Genomic DNA, 20,863 nt, shown 5'->3' with positions numbered 1-20,863 from the left:
TCAAGATTTGTCGAGACAGGCTTGGATGCGATCAGCAATGCGCGTGCTGTCGCCTTTGAGGTGCAAGCCTGTCTTCGTTCGCCGCCAGAGAACGTCGATTGCGGTCTCCGCCCATTCTTCTGATTTCAAATAGGCGACTTCGCGCGCGGTGAGGCCGCCGCCGAAGTCTTCGCCAAGGTCCTCTTCGGACTTGGCGCTCGCGATGATCTTCGACGTTCGCGTGCCGTGCCTCCGAGCGAGCCTGCGAAGGAAGCCCTGCTCGAACCCGCGGTTTTCGCGCGCGAAGTCTTTAAACCAAAGATCGAAAGTTCGGCCACCAAGATCGCCGCCCGGCAGCGACGTACCTCGTGTCCGGCCCGGCTGCATTTGCGGAAAGTGCGGGTGCAGTAATTTCAGCGCCGCCTCTGCAAGCTTGCGATAGGTGGTGATCTTGCCGCCGATCACGTGAAGGAGGGGCGGCTTATCACTCACGCTGAGATCGAGCCGGTAATCGCGGCTTACGGCGGATGCACTTTCGCTGCCGTCGGCCTCGAGCGGTCGCACGCCTGCGAAACTCCAGACGATGTCGCGGCGTGAGACGGGTTCGCGGAAAAAGCGATTGGCGGCGTCGAGCAGGTAATCTTCTTCTTCGTGCGAAGGGCTCGCTCTGCGCGGATCGCCTGCGAATGTCTCCTCGGTAGTTCCGATCAATGTGAAGGCGTCTTCGAACGGTAACGCGAAAACGATGCGGCCGTCGCGGTTTTGAAATGTGTACGCGTCGTCGGCTCCGGCAATACGCGGCACGGTGATATGGCTGCCTTTGACCAATCTGACGGTTGGCGGTGCCGCATTCAACTGGCCGGTCGTGAGGGCTGCTACTTTCGCAACCCAAGGCCCCGCCGCATTGACGATGGCGCGGGCTGCAACGCGTCGTCCTGAATTTCCGAGAGCTGCTGTCCAAACACCGTCTTCGGCTTCTAAGCCGGTGACGGGCGTTCTCGTCTCGATCTGTGCTCCTGCTTCGCGCGCGGCGATTGCGTTCAGAACGACGAGACGGGAATCGTCGACGGCGCAGTCCCAGTACGTGAAGCCGCGATGCAATTCGGAAACGAGAGGTGCTCCGGCTGGATCTTGCCGCAGGTCGATGGCGTGCGACGCGCCGAGGGACTCGCGGGCGGCCAGATGATCATAAAGAAAAAGTCCCGCGCGCATCATCAGCTCGTGTCGCATCCCGGCGACTTGCGGGAGGATGAAGCGCAGCGGGCGGATGATGTGCGGCGCGTTCGCGAGAAGCACTTCGCGCTCGGCCAATGCTTCGCGAACGAGCCGGAATTCAAAATGTTCGAGGTAGCGGAGGCCGCCGTGGATGAGTTTGGAGCTTGCCGATGACGTTGCGCCCGCAAGGTCGTCCGCTTCGGCAAGGAAAATCGACAGGCCACGCATCGCCGCATCGGCGGCTATTCCCGCGCCGTTGATGCCGCCGCCAATCACGAGGAGATCGTAAATCTCGTCAGCCATTGCGTTGGTGCCGCCGTGCGTTGCGCCGTTTCTCGACGCGTGGTCACGCGCCCAACTCTAGGCGACTCGTTCGCGCGCGCGAAGGTTTTAGGCGGGCGCTTCGGGCGTCTTTTTTCGCGACCGCAGCAGCAGGCTGATCAAAAGTCCTGCAATGAAGCCTGCGGGGACAGCAACGAGCGTGATGGCTGCCGGTTTCAGGCCGCCCCAGTTGGCAATCGTCGTGACGTGCTTGGCGAGCGCCGCGTGCGCGAGCGCCGCGGCGTCGGGTGTCGTTGCTGCGGCTACAGCGGCCTGGAGTTCCACGAAGCGCTTTGCGGCCGCTGGCGGCGCATCAGAAAACCCGCCCGAAATACTGAACAGTTCGACCGGCCAGATGTGGACACCGAGCAGATAGACGGCGGTGATCAGCGTTCCGACGAGCATCGCTGCAATCGCGCCAGCGGCGTTCATATGGCGCCAGTGCAGCCCAAGAACGAGGGACGGGAAGATGCCTGCGGCCAGCAACGCAAAGCCTTCGGCAGCGAGCAGCCCCGTTCCGATAGCGGCAAAGAGCGCTACCAGCGCGGCGACGACGAGAAGCGTTCCTCCGACCGACACCGAGCGAAAATCAATATCGGGCGAGCGCTCATCACGCGTGGTCCTGATCTCGCGATCGGCGACGACGATCGAGGAGAGGAGCGCGTTTCCGACGAGCACGGACGCGAGCACGACGGCGAGCAGCAGCGGATATTCCAAAATGGGGCTGAGGCCAGAAATCATGGGTGCTGCAACGACGAAGCCGTCCGTCGTGAATGCCAGATCCTGAAGTCTCAGGAAGCCGCGCTGTCCGGAAGCCTTGGCGCACGCCGCGGCAAGATCGGCCGATGCGAGCGAGGTCTCGTCGCAGACTTTCACCCAGCCGTGCGCACTCGCCTCGGCGAACGACTGTGGAATCGCAGCAATTTCGATGCCTTTGGACATCACCTCTTCGAAGCCGATGCGGCTGTAGATCGCGAGCGGCGGAAGGCTGGCAATCAGAATGGCGACGGCGACGAGGGCCACCGCCGTCCGCTTCACGGCTCCGCCTGGAGCAACAGCCGATTGCGACACGTGACGCCCGAGCAGATGGGGCGCCGCGACTACGCCGAGCGCGACTGCGAGCAGGAGGCCCGCGAAATTCCGCATCGAAAGGAGCAGGAATGGCGACGTCATCGGCGTCAAGGATTTGACGTCCGACAACCGATTGACGACGAGCGCCTGATTGAGGTTGGCGTGGCTTTCGAGGGCCGATCCGAGCGAGAAGTGCGGCATCGCCGAGCCGCTTGCAAAGACTGCGAGTGCAATGAGAGTTGCGAGCAATCCGGCGGCGACGGCGACAAAGCCCAATCCGCCGCTCATTTTTGCCGGCGCAAAGAAAGTGCCTGCGAGCCAAGTCGCTGCGATGGCCACCGTGATACCGAGGATCGCCTGGTGCATCTGGATGTTGATGAGGCTCTGCAACGCGAGCGAACCCGCTCTGATGTCGGCGGCCAGTAGCAGGCCTGTTGCGGCCGACGCGATGAGAAACGCCAGGCGACGCGTCAGGCTTCCGCCGTAGCGGATCGCGAAGAAGCCGCTGATCGATTGCACGGGATAGAGAACGAAGCGCGGCGCTACGAGGATTGCGAGCAAGGCGACGCCCGCGACGAGGCCGAGCGGCAGCGCCAAGCCGTCATAGCCCATCGCCGCGATGTAACCGGTGAAACCTAGAAGCGCGACTGCACCGACGATCTCGCCAGCGAATATGAGTGCAGGGCGGATGCCTTCGCGGACCGGCACGCCGCCGGCTCTCCAGGCATAGAAAGCGACCAACGCAACGAGACCGATGATTGCGCCCTGCGCCGCAATCCAGAAGCCGAGCGGGAATCCGCCGATGCGAATGACGTTGAGCGTCAGCGCCGACAACGGCAACGCAATCGCCAAGATCAGCCAAATCAGCAGGCTCGCCAGCAGCAGGCGACCAGAAGGCCGACTCGCGCCGGCAATATCCCCCAGACCCATCTTCACCCTCTCTGCGCCCCCGACACAGCACTTGAAGCGCGCTATTGGCGTCAGAAAGGCGTTACGATCAAGGCAGCGGGCACAATCTGCCCCGGTGGCCTGCCCGCCGGCGCGGCTCGGGATATCGAGATCCGGCTCCGTTGTGCTGGAGTTGCCAGCCCGCGTGTTTGAAATGTGAGGGGTACTAGAACGGCAATGGGGCGGTCCGCGTTACCGAACCACCCCGATACTTTCGTCCCTAGACTTGGACCTTTATTCGTTTTTTTGTCCTGCGACCGGTCCCGGCCATCGCAAGTGGCGGCACCATGTACCAAACGATCTTCTGCGTCAAGTCACCGCGCGACATAAATAATTTTCGATTTTTCGATGCCCGAAAGATGATCAGTTGCCGATGGCACGAAGGTCTTTTTGCGGCGTCGTTTTACTCATGTGGCATATCGTGGTGCATTGAGCCCATCGAATCATCAACGGGCTGCTTGGCAAGTCCGTGCGGGCCCATGGCGCCTGGCGCTTCGACAGTTCCTTCGACTTCGATGGGTCCGGCTTTTTCGAAGGTTAGCGTGAGCTTGACGAGGTCGCCCTCCTTAAGCGGCTCTTTCAAACCCAACAGCATGATGTGATCGGCCATCGGCTTCAGCACGACGGATTGGCCGGGCTTCAGGTCGATGCCGTCGAGGCGGCGCATCTTCATGACATCGCCTTCCATCGTCATCGAATGGACTTCGCCGTTTGTGGCGACGGGCGATGAAACGCCGATCAGCCGGTCGGAGGTATCCTTGTCGGTCTTGATCTCGGCGAACGCCGCGCCGACTTTCTGGCCTTCGGGGGTCGCGCGCGCCCAGGGATGGGCAACCGTTACGCCTTTGACAGTCTCCTCATGGGCCTCAGCCAGGGCCGGCGCAAAGGCCGCTGCAAGGCCTGCCAGGATGGCAAGGGAAGGGATTTTGAAACGCATGGGTCAATTCCTCCAGAGCGCGCATTTCGGCGGATATAGGTCAAAACCGGATAAATGGCACGGGGGCGCCCGTGAAAACGGCCGTGAAATTTGCCCTCTTGGCGAACGGCTTAACCTCACGCTTCGGGGAATGTGCTAAAATGTGCCTCCTATTGAGCGGTAACGGGACTTAACGATTTGTCGTCGGCCAAGCGTATCCTACTGATCATCGGCGGCGGAATTGCTGCCTACAAGTGTCTGGACCTGATCCGGCGGCTAAGGGAGCGCGGTCATAGCGTTCGCGCCGTCATGACCAAGGCTGCCCATCATTTCGTGACGCCGCTTTCCGTCGGCGCATTGACGAACGAGCGGGTGCTGACCGACCTCTTCGATCTCGACGAGGAACGGGAGATCGGACACATCAGGCTGGCGCGTGACAGTGATTTGATCGTCGTCGCACCGGCGACGGCCGATCTCATCGCGCGGATGGCCGGGGGCCATGCCGACGATCTCGCGACGGCCGTTCTGCTTGCGACCGAAAAGCCCGTCGTTCTGGCACCCGCGATGAACCCTGCGATGTGGCGCCACCCGGCGACGCGCCGGAACGTTGCGCAGCTCAAGGCCGACGGCATTCGGATCATCGGACCGGCTGTCGGCGAGATGGCGGAGCGCGGTGAAGCTGGGCCTGGCCGTCTCGTAGAGGTTCCGGACCTCATCGCTGCCATAGAAGGCGCATTCGAAGCCGGCGCGTCCCGCGGCGGCGTCCTCGAAGGACGGCACGTCATCATCACGAGCGGCCCGACGCACGAACCGATCGATCCGATCCGGTATCTCGCGAACCGCTCATCCGGCAAACAGGGTTTCGAACTCGCGGCTGCCGCGGCCGAACTCGGCGCGCGCGTGACGCTGATCACCGGCCCCGTTTCGCTCAGCGAACCGGCTGGCGTCGAAATCGTCCGCATCAAGACCGCTGCAGAAATGCTGGAAGCGGTGAAGGCCGCGTTGCCCGCCGATATCGCCGTTTTTGCTGCGGCCGTTGCCGACTGGCGCGTCGAGACCATCCAGACCGAAAAGATCAAAAAGTCCGAGAAGACGGGTGCACCTACGCTTTCGCTCACGGAAAATCCGGACATCCTGAAGATGATCGCACGGCCGGGCCCTGAGCGGCCGCGTCTCGTCATCGGTTTCGCGGCTGAAACGCAGAACGTGTTGACCCACGCTCAAACGAAGCTCAAATCCAAGCGCGCGGACTGGATCGTCGCCAACGACGTTTCGCCGTCGTCGGGTGTGATGGGCGGCGAAAACAATACCGTCCATTTGATCACAGCAAGCGGTGTGGAGAGTTGGCCTGAGATGAGCAAGGCGAAGGTTGCGAGAAAACTCATGGAGCGCGCCGCAGAGCAGCTTCACGCCAAACGCACGGCCGCTGAATGAAGGTCAAGGTCAGGCGTCTCGAGCACGCAGAAGGTCTTCCACTTCCCGACTATCAGACGGCGGACGCCGCGGGGTTCGATCTCGTGGCGGCTGTTTCGGGCGAGGTTGGTGTCACCATTGCGCCGGGAGCACGCGCGCTTATTCCGACGGGCTTGATCTTCGAGCTACCACGCGGGATGGAAGCACAGGTTCGTCCGCGATCGGGGCTTGCCGTGAAGCACGGCGTGACGGTTCTCAACAGCCCCGGCACGATCGACGCCGATTACCGGGGCGAAGTCGCGGTCGTTCTGATCAATCACGGGACTGCCCCGTTTGTCGTGGCGCGCGGTGAACGGGTCGCGCAAATGATTGTTGCTCCGGTTGCGCGGGTAAAACTCCGCGAGGCCAAAAGGCTGACCGCAACGAAAAGGGGTGCGGGCGGTTTCGGGTCTACGGGTATTAGCGAGGCCCCATCCCATGCCGGGACCAGGCGGCAGAAAGCCGTTGCCAAACGATCGAGCAAGGCGCAAAAAAAATCCCAATCGTGAGATCGCGCGCAGGTGCGTTAAGCACAAAAAGTGCAATGCTTATGGGCCTCTGTGCGCGTTCCTCACCTCTTGAGGGTGACCCTCGAACCTGCGAGAACCGTTCCCATATTGCGCACTGTGAGCGCGTCAATCCGAGGGCGAGTCGAGATAACCATGACAGACACGATTGAGATCAAAACACTCGAAGCCACGAAGAGCTGGGGGCGCGGCCGCGTCTACGAGAGCATCACCGAAACGATCGGTCATACGCCCCTCGTGCGACTCTCCAAGATCAAGGCGGCTGCGAAGCTCAATGCCGATATTTTGCTGAAACTCGAATTCTTCAACCCGCTGTCATCGGTCAAGGATCGCATCGGCGTCGCGATGGTCGACGCACTGGAAGCGGAAGGCCGCATCAAGCCGGGCAAGACGGTGCTCATCGAGCCGACGTCCGGAAATACGGGTATCGGTCTCGCGTTCGTCGCAGCTGCCCGTGGCTATCGGCTCATCCTCGTCATGCCCGAGACGATGTCGATCGAGCGCAGAAAAATCCTGTCGCATCTCGGCGCGGAACTCGAATTGACGCCGGGCGCCGGCGGCATGCCGGCAGCGGTCGCCAGAGCCGAAGAAATTGCGAAGACGCTTCCCGATGCGGTCATCCCCGGGCAGTTCGACAATCCGGCCAACCCGCTCGTTCATGCAAAGACGACGGCGGAAGAAATCTACAACGACACGAAGGGCAAGATCGACGCGCTCGTAATCGGTGTCGGCACGGGCGGCACGTTGACGGGTGTCGGCCAGGTCCTGAAGAAGCGTATTCCCGGTCTCAAGATATTTGCGGTGGAACCGACGACCAGCGCGATACTCTCCGGTCAGCCGCGTGGCCCGCACAAGATCCAGGGCATCGGCGCCGGGTTCATTCCGGGCAACCTCGACCAAAGCCTGATCGATGAAGTCGTGACCGTTTCGAGCGATACTTCATTCGAAACATCGCGCCTGGTGGCGAAGGTCGAAGGGATTCCCGGCGGTATCTCGACCGGCGCCAACGTCGCTGCTGCGATCACGGTCGCCGAGCGGCCGGAATTCGCGGGTAAGACGATCGTGACGTTTGCGCCGTCGTCTGCAGAGCGTTATTTCTCCAGCGAGCTCTTCGTCGATCCGCAGCCGAAGACCTAACCCACCTCGCAACGCGCGAAAGATTATCGGCCACATGGCACAGCTCACGTCAGACGAAGTGCAGCGCTACAAACGCCACCTCGTTCTGCGTGATGTGGGTGCTCCGGGGCAGCAAAAACTCAAGGCAGCGCGCGTGCTCGTTATCGGCGCCGGCGGACTTGGTTCGCCGGTCGTCACCTACCTCGCGGCGGCGGGCGTCGGAACGATTGGCATCATCGACGACGACACCGTCTCAATCGACAATCTTCAGCGCCAGATCGCGCATCGCACTGAGGATGCGGGCAGGCTGAAGGTCGACAGCGCCTGTGACGCAATCCTTCGCATCAATCCGCACGTAACCGTCGAGACTTATGCGGAGCGCATCGACGCGTCGAACGCGCTCGCGATCATCTCGCGCTACGACATCGTTGCTGACGGCTCGGATAATTTCGCGACGCGTTATCTGGTTTCGGACGCGTGCTATTTCGCGAAGCGGCCGCTTGCCTATGCGGCGCTGGGATCGTTCGACGGCTACGTCTCGGTCTTCAAGCCGCACGAGAAAGACCCGCAAGGGAACCCTTACCCGTCGCTCCGCTGCGTTTTTCCGGAAGCGCCTCCGGCGGGACTAGTCGCCAATTGCGAAGAGGTCGGGGTGCTCGGACCGGTCGCGGGTGTCGTCGGGACGTTGCAGGCAACGGAAGTCGTGAAAGAGCTGTTGGGTCTCGGCGAGAGCCTTGCCGGACGCCTGCTCATCTACGACGCGCTCGCCACGCGGTTCGAAGTCGTCGCAATCGCCTGGGATCCGGACAATCCTCTGACGGGACGAGATCCGACGATTACCGATCTCGCGTCGGGCCAAGCTTCGGCGAATCTGGCTTCGGCCAATCCGGCGTGCGCCGCGGAATAATTTTTAGAAAAATTTCGAGACTCAAGTTTTGAGACCGGCGGCGCCGCTTATCGCCGCCGCCGGTAAAACTCGGCTCAGAGCATCGCGGGATGAACGCGGTCGGGCGGTGCGTGCCCGTCGGCGAACGCCTTGATGTTGATGATCACCTTCTCGCCCATGTCGACGCGGCCTTCGATCGTCGCCGAGCTCATGTGCGGCAACGCGACGACGCGCTCCGACGCTAAGAGCCGCGGATTGACGGCCGGCTCGTGCTCGAACACGTCGAGGCCTGCGCCCGCGATCGCGCCCGCTTCGAGAAGGCGAGCCAGCTCGTTCTCGTCGACGACTTCACCGCGCGCCGTGTTGACGATGTAGGCCGATGGCTTCAGCAGCTTGAGCCGCCGTGCCGACAGTAGGTGATAGGTGCCGGGCGTGTGCGGGCAGTTGATCGACACGATGTCGACGCGCGTCAGCATCTGGTCGAGGCTTTCCCAGAACGTCGCCTCGAGTTCCTCCTCGATCTCGTCGAGGACGCGGCGCCGATTGTGATAGTGGATCTGCAAGCCGAACGCCTTGGCGCGACGTGCAACCGCCTGGCCGATGCGGCCCATGCCGACGATGCCGAGCCGCTTGCCGTAGATGCGGTGTCCGAGCATCCATGTCGGTGACCAGCCGGACCATTTTGTCGCGGGGTCGCGCATGTACGCTGCGCCTTCGGCGAGCCGCCGGGGCACCGCGAGGATGAGCGCCATCGTCATGTCGGCGGTATCTTCGGTCAGCACGCCGGGCGTGTTGGTGACCAGGATGCCCCGGTTCCGGGCGGTGTCGAGATCGACATTGTCGACGCCCGTTCCGAAGTTCGCGATGAGGCGAAGCTTCGGGCCGGCTTGCGTCAGCACGGCGCGGTCGATGCGGTCAGTCACCGTCGGCACGAGGACGTCGGCGGTTTTGACGGCTTCGACCAGCTGAGCCTGACTGAGAGGCTTGTCTTCGATATTCAGGCGCGTGTCGAAAAGCTCGCACATCCGAGTCTCGACGACATCGGGCAGCTTGCGGGTGACGACGACAACAGGTTTCTTCTGTGGGGTGGGCATTCGTTTCCCGTTGCAAGAAAATCGCGGCGTTCACATGTCCCTTGCGAGGCCGCTTGAGAAAGTGCGGCCCCGTGTCTATCAGATGGTCTTCGCGAAGACAAAGTCCTGAAATCAGTTGCGGACGCCTAACACGAAGGCACGCTAGCCGGTTTCTTTGCCGAGCGCGGGTTACACGCGGGGTTACAGGCCGCTTCAATGACAATATCATTCCTAGAGCATAGACACGCCCGGCCGCGGGTGGGGTTGCGGCTAACGCTTGGAAGCGGCTGGGCGACCGGCGTTCGGGCCAGAGAGGTCAGGATAGCCGGCGTGAGGGCAACGCGCATAGGGGTAGTCCTCGCAGCTGCAGCAATCGCATTGGCCCTGGGAGCGCCCGTCGGCGCGCCCGTGCGCGCGGTGGCGGCTGATTCGCCGGCGCTCGTCGGAAGCGGCTTGCCGGTGCCGCGGTTCGTCAGTCTCAAGTCTGACAGGGTCAATCTCAGGAACGGGCCGGGGACCGACTACCCGACCTCATGGGTCTATCGGCGTGCCGGACTTCCTCTGGAAGTCATCAAGGAATTCGAGATCTGGCGGCAGGTCCGCGACGCCGAGGGCGCCACGGGCTGGGTTTTGCAGTCGTTGCTGTCGGGCCGGAGAACGGCCCTCGTTCTGCCTTGGGAACGCAAGACCGGGACTTCGCCGCCGCTGGTGCCGATCATGGCGAGCGACAGCGAGCACACGAACGTGGTCGCGAATGTCGAAGCGGGCGTCATCGCCGACCTGCACATGTGCGACGGGCGCTGGTGCCGCGTAACGGTCGACCAATACAGCGGTTACATCGAGCAGAAAAAGCTTTGGGGCGTCTACGAAGGCGAGACGTTCAAGTAGGCCGTTACTTGCGCTAACCGGCGAGCGAGACGATCAGGCCTTTCGATACGCCCAGCTCTTTCGTCTCAAGCTTTCGTCAGGCGCACGACCACATCGACGTGCGTGATCTTGAGGCCTTCGGGCGGCTCGGGGAGGCCGGCGACGGTGATCGCATCGCCGGGGATGTCCATCAGCTCGCCGTTCGGCTCGAGCAAGAAGTGATTGTGATTGGATGTGTTGGTGTCGAAGTAGGCTTTCGAGCCTTCGATCGCCAGTTCGCGCAGAAGACCCGCGCGCTTGAACTGGTGCAGCGTGTTGTAAACCGTCGCAAGGGAGACGTGCTCTCCGAGGCCCGCGACTTCGGCGTGAAGCTGCTCGGCCGTCACGTGGCGGTCGCCGCCGTCGAACAGCAGCTTGCCGAGCGTCATGCGCTGCCGGGTCGGCCGGAGACCCGCTTTTCGCAGGAGCTCTGGCGTGGAGAGCGGTGCTTCTGTTGCCATGTTTGCCGGAGATTTGTCAGACATTTGCGTTTGCAGAACCGTGATTGCGTCCCCACGTTGGACCAACATGATGTCAGTCCCTACGAAACGCGCCTAATTCGTATGAGTATAGTCACTTGCCTTAAAAGCCGCAACTTACGGCGAGAATGGGTCTTTAAGACCGGTCAACGCCCTGTTACACGCAGCGGCCGGCACTGCTAGGCGCAAGGGCAAGCGTATGTTACGACCCCCTTATCTTGACCTTCCCGGAGCATAATGTGAACGAACACCGCATAGTTGGCCATGAAACGAGGGGACCAGTGGCGGAACGCCGTTCGAGCTTCGAATTTGATGATTTGCTGGCCTGCGGGCGCGGCGAACTGTTCGGCCCGGGGAATGCGCAATTGCCGCTTCCGCCGATGCTTATGGTTGATCGCATCGCGACGATCTCAGAAACCGGTGGCGCACACGGTAAAGGCCTCATCGTCGCCGAGCTTAAAGTTGCTGGCAACGAACGCCTGGACTGGCTATTCGCCTGCCATTTCAAGGGCGATCCGGTGATGCCGGGATGTCTCGGCCTCGACGCTCTCTGGCAATTGACGGGATTTTATCTCGGCTGGCTCGGTCTCACGGGCCAGGGCCGGGCATCCGGCTGCGGCGAGGTCAAATTCACGCGCGAAGTTACGCCTGACGTAAAACTGCTTGAATATGTCATAGACATTAAACGGGTCATTGCCCGGAAGCTGAAGCTCGCAGAGGCCGACGGCGTCCTTAAGGCCGATGGCGAGGTGATATACACAGCCAAGGACCTAAGGGTCCTACTCAAGTCGAGCGAAGGCTCTTAAGCGTTTGCGCAGAGAGCCCGGCTGTCAAAGCGGGCGGCAGCAGGAACCGCAGGAGTGAACGAGCGCATGCGGCGCGTAGTTGTGACTGGCATGGGTGTGGTGTCCTCGATAGGGAACAACACCCAAGAAGTTCTCGCTTCGTTGAGAGAGGCGAAGTCCGGTATTTCTCGTGCGGAAAAGTACGCCGAGTTGGGCTTCAAATGCCAAGTCCACGGAGCCCCACAAATCGAGTGGGAGGCGATGGTCCCCCGGAAGCCGAAGCGCTTCATGGGGCCTGGCGTCGGCTGGAACTGGATCGCGATGGATCAAGCCATCCGCGACTCCGGTCTCGAAGCATCTGACGTCGTCAACGAGCGCACCGGCATCATCGTCGGTTCGGGCGGACCGTCCACACGCGCAATCGTTCAGGCAGCTGAAGTTACGCTCGAATCCGGGGGGCCGAAGAAAATCGGGCCGTTCGAAGTGCCGAAGGCCATGTGCTCGGGCCCGTCAGCGGCGCTCGCCACGGCTTTCCAGATCAAGGGCGTTAACTATTCGATTTCATCGGCTTGCGCGACAAGTTCGCACTGCATCGGCAATGCGGCCGAGATGATTCAGTGGGGCAAGCAGGACGTAATGTTCGCCGGCGGGTGCGAAGAACTCGATTGGACCTTGTCGAACCTCTTCGACGCGATGGGCGCCATGTCGACGCACTTCAACGACACGCCGTCGCGGGCGAGCCGTGCCTACGACAAGAATCGCGACGGTTTCGTCATCGCAGGCGGTGCTGGCGTCGTTGTGCTCGAAGAACTGGAGCACGCGAAAGCCCGTGGCGCCAAGATCTACGCGGAGATCGCAGGCTACGGCGCGACGTCCGATGGTTACGACATGGTCGCACCGTCGGGCGAGGGTGCGGAGCGCTGCATGCGCTTGGCGCTCAAAGGATTCGACGGTAATGGTTTGCCCGAAATCGATTATCTCAATCCGCACGGAACGGGCACGCCCGTTGGTGACGCGAAAGAGATCGAGGCTATTCGCAAGGTGTTCGGCAGCAAGGCACCGGTCATCTCGGCGACGAAATCGTTAACTGGGCATTCGCTCGGCGCGATCGGTGTACAGGAGGCGATTTTCTCGCTTCTGATGATGAATAACGGTTTCATCTGCGAGAGCGCCAATATCGACGAGCTTGACCCGGCCTTCGCCGATATGCCAATCGCTCTGAAGCGTATAGACAACGCGGAACTTAACTGTGTGATGTCGAACAGCTTCGGTTTTGGCGGCACAAATGCCACTCTGATTTTCCGCCGGCATGATGCGTGAGTAACGAAAGCTTTCCTGGTCGCCGCTAGGAAGTGCGTAGCGGCGGACGGTAGAGGGCTATGAGAGTATATAAGCGCGGTGCCGGCTGGTTTGACGTACGCGGGCGTACCTTTGGTGACAAAACGAGGCTTCCTATGACCGACTTCGATATCGCAAAGCCTGGCCCTTTGATGGCGGGCAAGCGCGGTCTTGTAATGGGGGTCGCCAACGATAGGTCGATCGCTTGGGGAATTGCGCGCGCTCTTGCGGGCCAAGGCGCCGAACTCGCCTTCACGTATCAGGGCGGCGCATTCGGCCGCCGGGCGCTGCCTCTCGCGCAATCGCTCGGTTCGAAAATCATCGAGGAATGCAACGTCCTCGATCTTGCGAGCGTCGACAATGTCTTCGCGCGCATCAAGGAAGAATGGGGCGGCATCGATTTCGTCGTTCACGCGCTCGCCTATTCCGATCCGAAGGAACTTGCAGGACGCTACGCCGATACGACCCGCGAGAATTTCATCAACTCGATGGTGATCTCGTGCTTCTCCTTCACCGAAATCTCGAAGCGCGCTGCAGCGTTGATGCCGAACGGCGGCTCGCTGATCACGCTCTCTTACGGCGGCGCGACGCGCTGGGTGCCGTCCTATAACGTTATGGGCGTTGCGAAGGCCGCGCTCGAAGCATCCGTCCGTTATCTTGCTGCCGATCTCGGACCGCAGGGCGTTCGCGTCAACGCGGTTTCCGCTGGCCCCATGCGCACGCTTTCGGGCGCCGGTGTTTCCGATGCGCGCGTGATCTTCAATTTCCAGCGCGATAACTCGCCGCTGCAGCGCACGCCGACACTCGACGAGGTTGCAGGCTCCGCGCTCTATCTGCTGTCGCCGATGTCCGGCGCGGTTACCGGCGAAGTTCATTTTGTCGATTGCGGCTATAACACCGTGTCGATGCCGTCGCTCGAAGGCCTCAAGGAGCACGACACCGAGGCCAAGACGGCCAGCCGTTCGCCCTCGGCCGCTGCGGAGTGACATTTGGCGGCCGTTGACGTTCGCCAGCGGGCGTCGCAAACACTGCGGCCATGATCGGGGTATTTGATTCAGGTCTTGGCGGGTTGACCGTCCTTCGAGCGCTCGTCGAGCGATTCAAGACCGTCGATTTCGTCTATCTCGCCGATCACGCGCACGTCCCCTACGGCGACAGACCCTCGGAAGACATCGTCGATTTTACCCGTGATTGCGTAGAGCAATTGTTCGCGCGCGGGGCCAAGCTCGCGCTTCTCGGCTGCAACACGGCGACGGCCGTGGCGCTCCGGCGCTTGCAGCAACAGTGGCTGCCGGAGAGCAAGTGGGCGGGCGCACACAACGTGCTCGGCATCGTCGCTCCGACCGTCGAGGCTGCAACGCAGACGCCGTGGGCGGTGACGTCGCCGCAATATCCGCAGAAGTACAATACCGACACCATCGGCGTGTTCGGGACGACGCGTACGATCTCATCCGGCGTCTATGCGGAAGAGATCCGCAAGCGCTGTCCGAAGGTTACGGTCGTCCAGCAGATCTGCTCGGAGCTTGCGGGCGCAATCGAGAACAAACGTCCGCTGGCGGAGCTCGATGTGCTGGTCCGCGATGGCGTCGATGGCCTTCTCGGTCAGACCGGAAATTTGCCGCCGCATCGCGCGATCCTTGGGTGCACGCACTTTCCGCTCGTCGAACCTTTGTTCAGGAAATATCTCCCACCGTTCACGCGTATTCTTTCGCAGCCCGAGGTCGTGGCCGACAGCTTCGAAGACTATCTCGCGCGCAGAACGAATTACCTGGACGGTGGCGAAGGCGGTACGCTGACGTTGTTGACAACCGGTGATCCGGACGAAGTGAGTGAAAAAGCACGCGTTTTCTGGCCAGAGGTGCCGCATTTCGCGAAAGCCTGACGCCGAGTTGCAACGCAGACACGGCATAGCTTCTCCGCCGTCACTGATCCGATGGCGGTCATTATCCTCTCCTGCTAGCGTCGCCCCGTAAAACTTGGCAGGAGGCTTTGCCTCCAGGGGAGAGGAGTAGCCGAATGGCTCGAAAGCTTTCGCTCGTGGCAGCGATGGTGGTGGTGGGCGTGTTGTCAGCTGCGTCACAAGGCATTGCAGCGACAGGCGGATCTCTTGGCGCGCTGAAGGGCGTCGGGGCCGCTCAGTCCACTGTCGAACAAGCGCACTTCTGGCACCGGACCTGCCGTAAGGGTCTGAACGGCTGGCACAAGCATGTCAAAGGCATCGGCCGCGTCCAATGCACGAACCACGTCTGCAAGCACGGCAAGTGCTGGTGGTATTGATTGCATCGTCTCAGTCGAGACACTCGCGACCATTAAAAAAGCCGCCGGATCGATGATCCGGCGGCTTTATCAATTCTAGACGAGCGACGCCTTAGTTGCGTTCGCGACGCGGACCGCGCGAGCGATCGCCACCGCGTCCACCTTCACGGCGGGGCGGACGGCTCTCGAAGACCTCTTCCGGCTCGCCTTCGGCGCGCGGGATTTCCTGACCGGTTGCCTGATCGATGATCTTCATCGACAGGCGCGTCTTGCCGCGATCGTCGAAGCCCAGAAGTTTCACGTAAACGTCCTGGCCTTCCTTCACGACTTCGCCGACGGTCTCAGGACGTCCCTGAGACAGCTGCGAAATGTGGACGAGGCCGTCCTTCGAGCCGAAGAAGTTCACGAATGCGCCGAACTCCATGATCTTCACGACCTTGCCCTTGTAGATCTGGCCGACCTCAGGCTCGGACGTGATGCCACGAATGCGGGCGAGCGCCTTGTCGATCGAGTCACGATTGGCCGACGCGATTTTCACCGTGCCGTCGTCCTCGATGTCGATCTTGGCGCCCGACTCGGCGACGATCTCGCGGATGACCGAACCGCCGGAGCCGATGACTTCGCGGATCTTGTCGACCGGGATCTTGATGGTTTCGATGCGCGGCGCGTATTCGCCGAGCTCGGTGCGAGCACCCGTCAGCGCCTTCGACATTTCGCCGAGGATGTGGAGACGACCCTCCTGCGCCTGATCGAGGGCGATCCGCATGATCTCTTCGGTGATGCCGGTGATCTTGATGTCCATCTGCAGCGACGTGACACCCTTATCGGTGCCGGCCACCTTGAAGTCCATGTCGCCGAGGTGATCTTCGTCGCCAAGGATGTCGGAAAGAACGACGTAGTCGTCGCCTTCCTTGATCAGACCCATCGCGATACCAGCGACCGGCGATTTCAACGGCACGCCGGCGTCCATCAGAGCGAGAGACGTACCGCAGACCGTTGCCATCGACGAGGAGCCGTTCGACTCGGTGATCTCCGAGACGACGCGCAGCGTGTATGGGAACTCTTCCGGCGGCGGCAGCATCGGACGGATGGCTCGCCAAGCAAGCTTACCGTGGCCGATTTCGCGGCGGCCGGGTGAACCCATACGGCCAACTTCGCCGACCGAGTATGGAGGGAAGTTGTAATGGAGCAGGAAGCGCTCTTTCTTCGTGCCTTCGAGGCTGTCGACGTACTGCTCGTCTTCGCCGGTGCCGAGCGTCGCGACGACAAGCGCCTGCGTCTCGCCACGTGTGAAGAGCGCCGAACCGTGCGTGCGCGGAAGGACATGAACTTCCGAAAGGATCGGGCGAACCGTCTTCAGGTCGCGTCCGTCGATGCGCCGCTTCGTCTTCAGGACGTCGCCGCGCATGATGTCCATCTCGAGCGACTTGAACGCGTCGGTGAGAAGAACCTTCTCATCGGGGCTGTCGGGCGGAATGGAAACGCCTTCGGTGATCTGCTTCTTCGCCTGGGAAACGAGATCCTGGCGCTTGCCTTTTTCCTTCGTCGAGAACGCTTCCTTGAGGGTCGCTTCGGCGATGGTCTTGACCTGAGGCGCGTACTTCGCCTTGTCGGGGATCTTGATGTCCCACGGTTCCTTGGCGGCCTTCTCGGCGAGCTTGATGATCGCCTGAATGACCGGCTGCATGTGCTTGTGGCCGAACATCACGGCTTCGAGCATTTGCGACTCGGGCAGCTCCTTGGCTTCCGATTCGACCATCATCACCGCGTCGTTCGTGCCGGCGACGACGAGATCGAGGACGCTGTCCTTCATCTCATCGACCATCGGGTTCAGTACGAACTCGCCGTTGATCAGGCCGACGCGCGCGCCGGCAATGGGGCCGAGGAAGGGCAAGCCGGAAAGCGTCAACGCGGCTGAGGCCGCGACCATGCCGAGGATGTCGGGATCGTTCTCGAGGTCGTGCGAGAGGACGGTTACAACAACCTGCGTTTCGTTCTTGAAGCCTTGGACGAAGAGCGGGCGGATCGGACGGTCGATCAGGCGAGACGTCAGCGTCTCTTTCTCGCTCGGGCGGCCTTCGCGCTTGAAGTAGCCGCCAGGGATCTTGCCGGCGGCGTAAGTGCGTTCCTGATAATTCACGGTCAGCGGGAAGAAATCGATACCGGGCTTTGCAGACCGGGCGCCGACAACGGTCGCCAGCACAGTCGTATCGCCGTACTGCGCCATGACTGCAGCATCCGCCTGGCGGGCGTAGTGGCCGGTCTCGAGCTTCAGCTTGCGGCCACCCCAATCAATTTCGACGCGATGGATATCAAACATGTTCAATCTTTCGTTTTCGCTTTTCTGTTCGGTCGGTCAGCCCGCCGGCCTCATGCCGGACGAGCGCTATTGGCGGCCGGCGCTCGTGAGCGCCAGCGGCTTTCTTGTTTATCGATTCGTGTGACTGGCCATCGGCCTGTCCTGACTGAAGCGCTGAAATGAGCGCGCGAATTAACGGCGGATGCCGTTCTTCTCGATGATCTTCTGGTAGCGAGCGTTGTCCTTGGCCTTGACGTAGTCAAGCAACTGCCGGCGCTGGCTGACCATCTTGAGAAGGCCGCGGCGCGAGTGGTTGTCTTTTTTATGCATCTTGAAGTGGTCGGTCAGCTCGTTGATGCGATGCGTGAGCACGGCGATCTGAACTTCCGGCGAGCCGGTGTCGTTGGCCTTGGTTGCGCTATCTTTGATGACGGCCGTCTTCGCCACACGCCTGTGTGGTGCTACCTGCGACATCGAATTCTCCTTTCGGATTTGGAGTTTAGATCAAGCGGCGCCAGCCGGGATGTCGTCCAGCGGGGTCGCAAACGAAAGCCGCGCGGAAACGAGGCCCGCGCGGATTGGCTACTTATACACGAATGCCCGCCAAAGGCGAGTTTCAATTCGAGCATAAATCCTCAAGTGTCTTCAATACGTTAAGCCGATTTGACCTTTGGCTATCCGAGATTGAAGACGCGTGTCGGGTGCAGGGCGCCCTTGGCGAGTTCTCCGAGCGCGACAAGCCGGCCCTTGGACGTGGCGTAGGCGGGGCCCGACATGATCGGGGCGTCGCGGCCGCGGATCAAAACGGTCTGGCCTCGTGCAAGTGTTGCTGCATCGCTCTGCGAGACGAGCAGCTCCGGCAGATCGGCGAGCGCCGACTCGACGGGAAGAAGGTATTTCAACACCTCATCGGGATCGCCCGACTCGGCGGCTGCGAGGAGCGTTTCCAACGCCACCGCGCGGCCTTCGTCGAACGGACCGACCTGCGTCCGGCGCAGCGCGATAACGTGGCCGTAGCAACCCATGATACGGCCCATGTCCCGCGCGAGCGCACGCACATAGGTGCCTTTACCACAGCGGGCTTCGAACACGCTTGTCGCTTCATCGGGCATTTCGACGAGTGTCAGGCTGTCGATGAAGACAGGGCGCGGCTCGAGCACGACCGTCTCGCCGCTGCGTGCAAGGTCATAGGCACGCTCACCGGCGATCTTGATCGCAGAATAAGCGGGCGGCTCCTGCATGATCTCGCCGTGGAAGCGCGGCAACAGCGCTTCGATGTCGGCGCGTGCCGGACGGTCGTCGCTCGACTTCGTGATCTTGCCTTCGGTATCGTCGGTGTCGGTTTCGGCGCCCCAGCGAACCGTGAAGCGGTAGGCCTTTTCGCCGTCGACTGCGAACGAGACGGTCTTCGTTCCTTCGCCGAGTGCGATCGGAAGAATGCCTGTCGCCAGCGGATCTAACGTTCCCGAGTGCCCGGCCTTCTGGGCGTTGAACGCGCGTCGCACAGCGGCGACGGCCTGCGTCGATGTCATGTTGATCGGCTTGTCGAGGACCAGCCAGCCGTTAACGGCGTTACCTTTTTTGCGTCGTGCCATCTTTTCTCTCAATGCTTCTTCCCATCAGGAATGGGAGAGAAGGTTCAATCTTTTTTTTCGACGTCGCGCCGAACTCGTTCACTGTCGAGAAGGCGATCGATACGCGTTGCTTCCTCGAATGTTTCGTCTTCGCGGAAGCGGAGATCGGGCGCGTAACGCAGGTTCAGCGCCGCTGCGACTTCGGTCCGGATGAACTTCTTGTGTTTGGCCAGGGCCTGGATGACCGGCCGCACGTCGTTACCGCCCAGCGGCATGACGTAAACCGTCGCGAGCTTCAGATCCTGCGTGAGACGAACCTCGGGGATGGTGATGACGTGCGATGCCAGAACGTCGTCGTGGATCTCGCCACGCGAGAGCAGCTCCGAGAGTTTATGCCGGATAAGCTCGCCGATGCGCAGCATGCGCTGCGAAGGCGCTTTCGCGGATGCTGTTTTGCTCTTGGATCGCATTGTTATTTTCCTCGCTTAGGCATCGCCGTCGGCTCCGCGCGATAGCGCTTCTGATAAATCGGCGAACGCGCGCATGTCAGCAACCGAATGAAAGGCGCGTAGCGGCACGATGACCGCGTTTCGCGGTGTTAGGCACAGAAACACATGCGCGCGCGCGTCAATTACGCGGGCGATGCTGTTCCATTCGAGAATTCGCGCCGGCCGGCCGTCGCTGATTTTCAAATTGTCTTCCGAGATTTCGATTTCCGTATCCTCGGGGGGATACTCAGCCTGTGCGATGCGCCAATACGAGAGCAACGTCAGCGCAAGGCTGAATGCCGCGAAGCCGATCGCCCCGGCGATGACCGAAAAAATGATATGGTTGTATCCCGCGAGCGTCTCCGGGACGAAGCGTTCGAGTTGCTCGTCGAAAATCGCGAGCGCCATGCCGCAAGCGAAGATCGTTGCAAAGAATGCAAGCGTGCTGGATCGCGTGAATTCGCGCGGCAGACGCTCGTACGCTGCGATATCATCGCGCGTCAGGCGGAATGTCAGCCGCAGAGGCAGCTTAATCGTCTGATCTGTCATGTTCCGACCGCCGCAGGATGGGACCGCGCGCGAGCATTCCACTACGCTTGTGTCTGACGAGTTCACCGATGTGCAGCATTCGCTGCGACGGGCTCTGTCCTTTATTTTTTGTATCCGTTGCCACCGAACTTTTCCTCGATGAATTCGCGTGCGGCCTGGTAGGCATCAGGTGAAGAAAACGCGGGCTTGGGCAGAACAAATCCGCCGTTTTGCGCCATCCAGACAATCGATGCGCTTCCGTCTTCGAGATGCGTGATGCCGTGGAGCGCGGTCCAGGGCCAATGCTCTCTTGCGCCGTCGTCGCGGAAGGTCGACAGCCCCTCACCGTCTATAGTGAAATCAAGTTTTTTCCCCGCGGTCGGACAACTTTTGAAAGAAATCCGAGGGGAAAAAAACCGTAAAAAGTAATAGGCCACCACGCCAAGCAACAGTGGGAATCCCACGATGTCGAAAGCAATCTGCTCAACGGTAACGGGCGTCTGCTGAAAATACGCAGGCACCGCGTTACAAATTGAAGGCACGAGAAATACAATCAGCGGCCACCAGATGTAAAAGATTTTGCGCCCGTACACCGCTCTATGAAGAGCCTCGAAGACTGCAAGATCGTATACGTACGACGCGTGATATTTCATTCTCTGTCCGGCGCGGGATGGGACCGCGCGCGGCCTCTTTCATTCGAATTGAA

The 20,863-nt window shown here is 61.2% G+C and carries 20 protein-coding genes and 1 pseudogene; 10 read left to right on the top strand and 11 right to left on the bottom strand.

Translation table 11 applies throughout. The annotated features are described in order from the left end of the window. The 3 genes from glpD to AC1DK3_RS15130 form a co-directional block, all read right to left on the bottom strand. On the bottom strand, window positions 1–1,497 hold the full coding sequence (gene glpD, locus AC1DK3_RS15140) for a glycerol-3-phosphate dehydrogenase (protein WP_477193087.1): 1,497 nt from the start codon (window positions 1,495–1,497) through the stop codon (window positions 1–3). 87 nt (window positions 1,498–1,584) lie between these two features. Further along, window positions 1,585–3,516 (bottom strand): sodium:solute symporter family transporter, encoded by a 1,932-nt coding sequence (locus tag AC1DK3_RS15135; RefSeq protein WP_477193086.1) that lies wholly within the window; start codon window positions 3,514–3,516, stop codon window positions 1,585–1,587. A 421-nt stretch (window positions 3,517–3,937) separates the two neighbouring features. Beyond that, the gene (locus AC1DK3_RS15130; RefSeq protein ID WP_477193085.1) at window positions 3,938–4,471 is read right to left on the bottom strand and encodes a copper chaperone PCu(A)C; all 534 of its coding nucleotides are present in this window, start codon (window positions 4,469–4,471) and stop codon (window positions 3,938–3,940) included. Window positions 4,472–4,648: 177 nt separating this feature from the next. Here AC1DK3_RS15130 and coaBC point away from each other — a divergent pair, with 177 nt between their 5' ends. The 4 genes and pseudogenes from coaBC to AC1DK3_RS15110 all read left to right on the top strand — a co-directional run bounded on the left by coaBC (window position 4,649) and on the right by AC1DK3_RS15110 (window position 8,452). Further along, window positions 4,649–5,884 (top strand): bifunctional phosphopantothenoylcysteine decarboxylase/phosphopantothenate--cysteine ligase CoaBC, encoded by a 1,236-nt coding sequence (coaBC, locus tag AC1DK3_RS15125; protein ID WP_477193084.1) that lies wholly within the window; start codon window positions 4,649–4,651, stop codon window positions 5,882–5,884. Beyond that, window positions 5,881–6,321 (top strand): annotated as a pseudogene (dut, locus tag AC1DK3_RS15120) (dUTP diphosphatase); the annotation flags it as partial. The gene coaBC and the pseudogene dut, both read left to right, overlap by 4 nt. 243 nt (window positions 6,322–6,564) lie before the next feature. Next, a complete protein-coding gene (gene cysK, locus AC1DK3_RS15115) occupies window positions 6,565–7,566 on the top strand; it encodes a cysteine synthase A (protein WP_339086564.1) in 1,002 nt (333 codons plus the stop codon). A 34-nt stretch (window positions 7,567–7,600) separates the two neighbouring features. After that, on the top strand, window positions 7,601–8,452 hold the full coding sequence (locus AC1DK3_RS15110) for a HesA/MoeB/ThiF family protein (RefSeq protein WP_477193083.1): 852 nt from the start codon (window positions 7,601–7,603) through the stop codon (window positions 8,450–8,452). Window positions 8,453–8,526: 74 nt separating this feature from the next. On the opposite strand, the gene AC1DK3_RS15105 is transcribed toward AC1DK3_RS15110, so the two are convergent. Beyond that, window positions 8,527–9,525, bottom strand: a complete 999-nt coding sequence (locus tag AC1DK3_RS15105) for a 2-hydroxyacid dehydrogenase (protein ID WP_477193082.1) — start codon at window positions 9,523–9,525, stop codon at window positions 8,527–8,529. Window positions 9,526–9,834: 309 nt separating this feature from the next. On the opposite strand from AC1DK3_RS15105, the gene AC1DK3_RS15100 reads away from it, so the two are divergent. Beyond that, a complete protein-coding gene (locus tag AC1DK3_RS15100) occupies window positions 9,835–10,392 on the top strand; it encodes an SH3 domain-containing protein (protein WP_477193081.1) in 558 nt (185 codons plus the stop codon). Window positions 10,393–10,457: 65 nt separating this feature from the next. Here AC1DK3_RS15100 and irrA read toward each other — a convergent pair whose 3' ends face one another. After that, entirely contained in the window at window positions 10,458–10,895 is a 438-nt protein-coding gene (irrA, locus tag AC1DK3_RS15095; RefSeq protein WP_477193080.1) for an iron response transcriptional regulator IrrA, read from the bottom strand. Window positions 10,896–11,170: 275 nt separating this feature from the next. On the opposite strand from irrA, the gene fabA reads away from it, so the two are divergent. The 5 genes from fabA (at window position 11,171) to AC1DK3_RS15070 (ending at window position 15,289) form a co-directional block, all read left to right on the top strand. Continuing rightward, window positions 11,171–11,695, top strand: a complete 525-nt coding sequence (gene fabA, locus AC1DK3_RS15090; RefSeq protein ID WP_477193079.1) for a 3-hydroxyacyl-[acyl-carrier-protein] dehydratase FabA — start codon at window positions 11,171–11,173, stop codon at window positions 11,693–11,695. Window positions 11,696–11,761: 66 nt separating this feature from the next. Then, window positions 11,762–12,994, top strand: coding sequence for a beta-ketoacyl-ACP synthase I (gene fabB, locus AC1DK3_RS15085; protein ID WP_477193078.1), 1,233 nt, complete (start codon window positions 11,762–11,764; stop codon window positions 12,992–12,994). Window positions 12,995–13,128: 134 nt separating this feature from the next. Continuing rightward, window positions 13,129–13,998, top strand: a complete 870-nt coding sequence (fabI, locus tag AC1DK3_RS15080) for an enoyl-ACP reductase FabI (protein ID WP_477193077.1) — start codon at window positions 13,129–13,131, stop codon at window positions 13,996–13,998. 50 nt (window positions 13,999–14,048) lie between these two features. Next, on the top strand, window positions 14,049–14,894 hold the full coding sequence (locus tag AC1DK3_RS15075) for a glutamate racemase (RefSeq protein WP_477193076.1): 846 nt from the start codon (window positions 14,049–14,051) through the stop codon (window positions 14,892–14,894). A gap of 134 nt (window positions 14,895–15,028) precedes the next feature. Beyond that, entirely contained in the window at window positions 15,029–15,289 is a 261-nt protein-coding gene (locus tag AC1DK3_RS15070; RefSeq protein ID WP_477193075.1) for a hypothetical protein, read from the top strand. A 91-nt stretch (window positions 15,290–15,380) separates the two neighbouring features. On the opposite strand, the gene pnp is transcribed toward AC1DK3_RS15070, so the two are convergent. The 6 genes from pnp to AC1DK3_RS15040 form a co-directional block, all read right to left on the bottom strand. Further along, window positions 15,381–17,588: a polyribonucleotide nucleotidyltransferase gene (gene pnp / locus AC1DK3_RS15065; RefSeq protein ID WP_477193074.1), complete on the bottom strand. Its 2,208-nt coding sequence runs from the start codon at window positions 17,586–17,588 to the stop codon at window positions 15,381–15,383. A 171-nt stretch (window positions 17,589–17,759) separates the two neighbouring features. Further along, the gene (gene rpsO / locus AC1DK3_RS15060) at window positions 17,760–18,041 is read right to left on the bottom strand and encodes a 30S ribosomal protein S15 (protein WP_477193073.1); all 282 of its coding nucleotides are present in this window, start codon (window positions 18,039–18,041) and stop codon (window positions 17,760–17,762) included. 200 nt (window positions 18,042–18,241) lie between these two features. Continuing rightward, on the bottom strand, window positions 18,242–19,162 hold the full coding sequence (truB, locus tag AC1DK3_RS15055) for a tRNA pseudouridine(55) synthase TruB (RefSeq protein WP_477193072.1): 921 nt from the start codon (window positions 19,160–19,162) through the stop codon (window positions 18,242–18,244). A 44-nt stretch (window positions 19,163–19,206) separates the two neighbouring features. Further along, a complete protein-coding gene (gene rbfA / locus AC1DK3_RS15050) occupies window positions 19,207–19,611 on the bottom strand; it encodes a 30S ribosome-binding factor RbfA (protein WP_477193071.1) in 405 nt (134 codons plus the stop codon). Between the two features lie 15 nt (window positions 19,612–19,626). Further along, window positions 19,627–20,178 (bottom strand): YcxB family protein, encoded by a 552-nt coding sequence (locus AC1DK3_RS15045; protein ID WP_477193070.1) that lies wholly within the window; start codon window positions 20,176–20,178, stop codon window positions 19,627–19,629. A 101-nt stretch (window positions 20,179–20,279) separates the two neighbouring features. After that, window positions 20,280–20,810, bottom strand: coding sequence for a hypothetical protein (locus tag AC1DK3_RS15040; protein ID WP_477193069.1), 531 nt, complete (start codon window positions 20,808–20,810; stop codon window positions 20,280–20,282). Window positions 20,811–20,863: the final 53 nt, after the last annotated feature.

The sequence above is a fragment of the Hyphomicrobium sp. 01T421 genome, from assembly GCF_056398805.1.
Note: the sequence above shows the minus strand (reverse complement) of the source record. Positions and strands in the feature narration are given on the sequence as shown.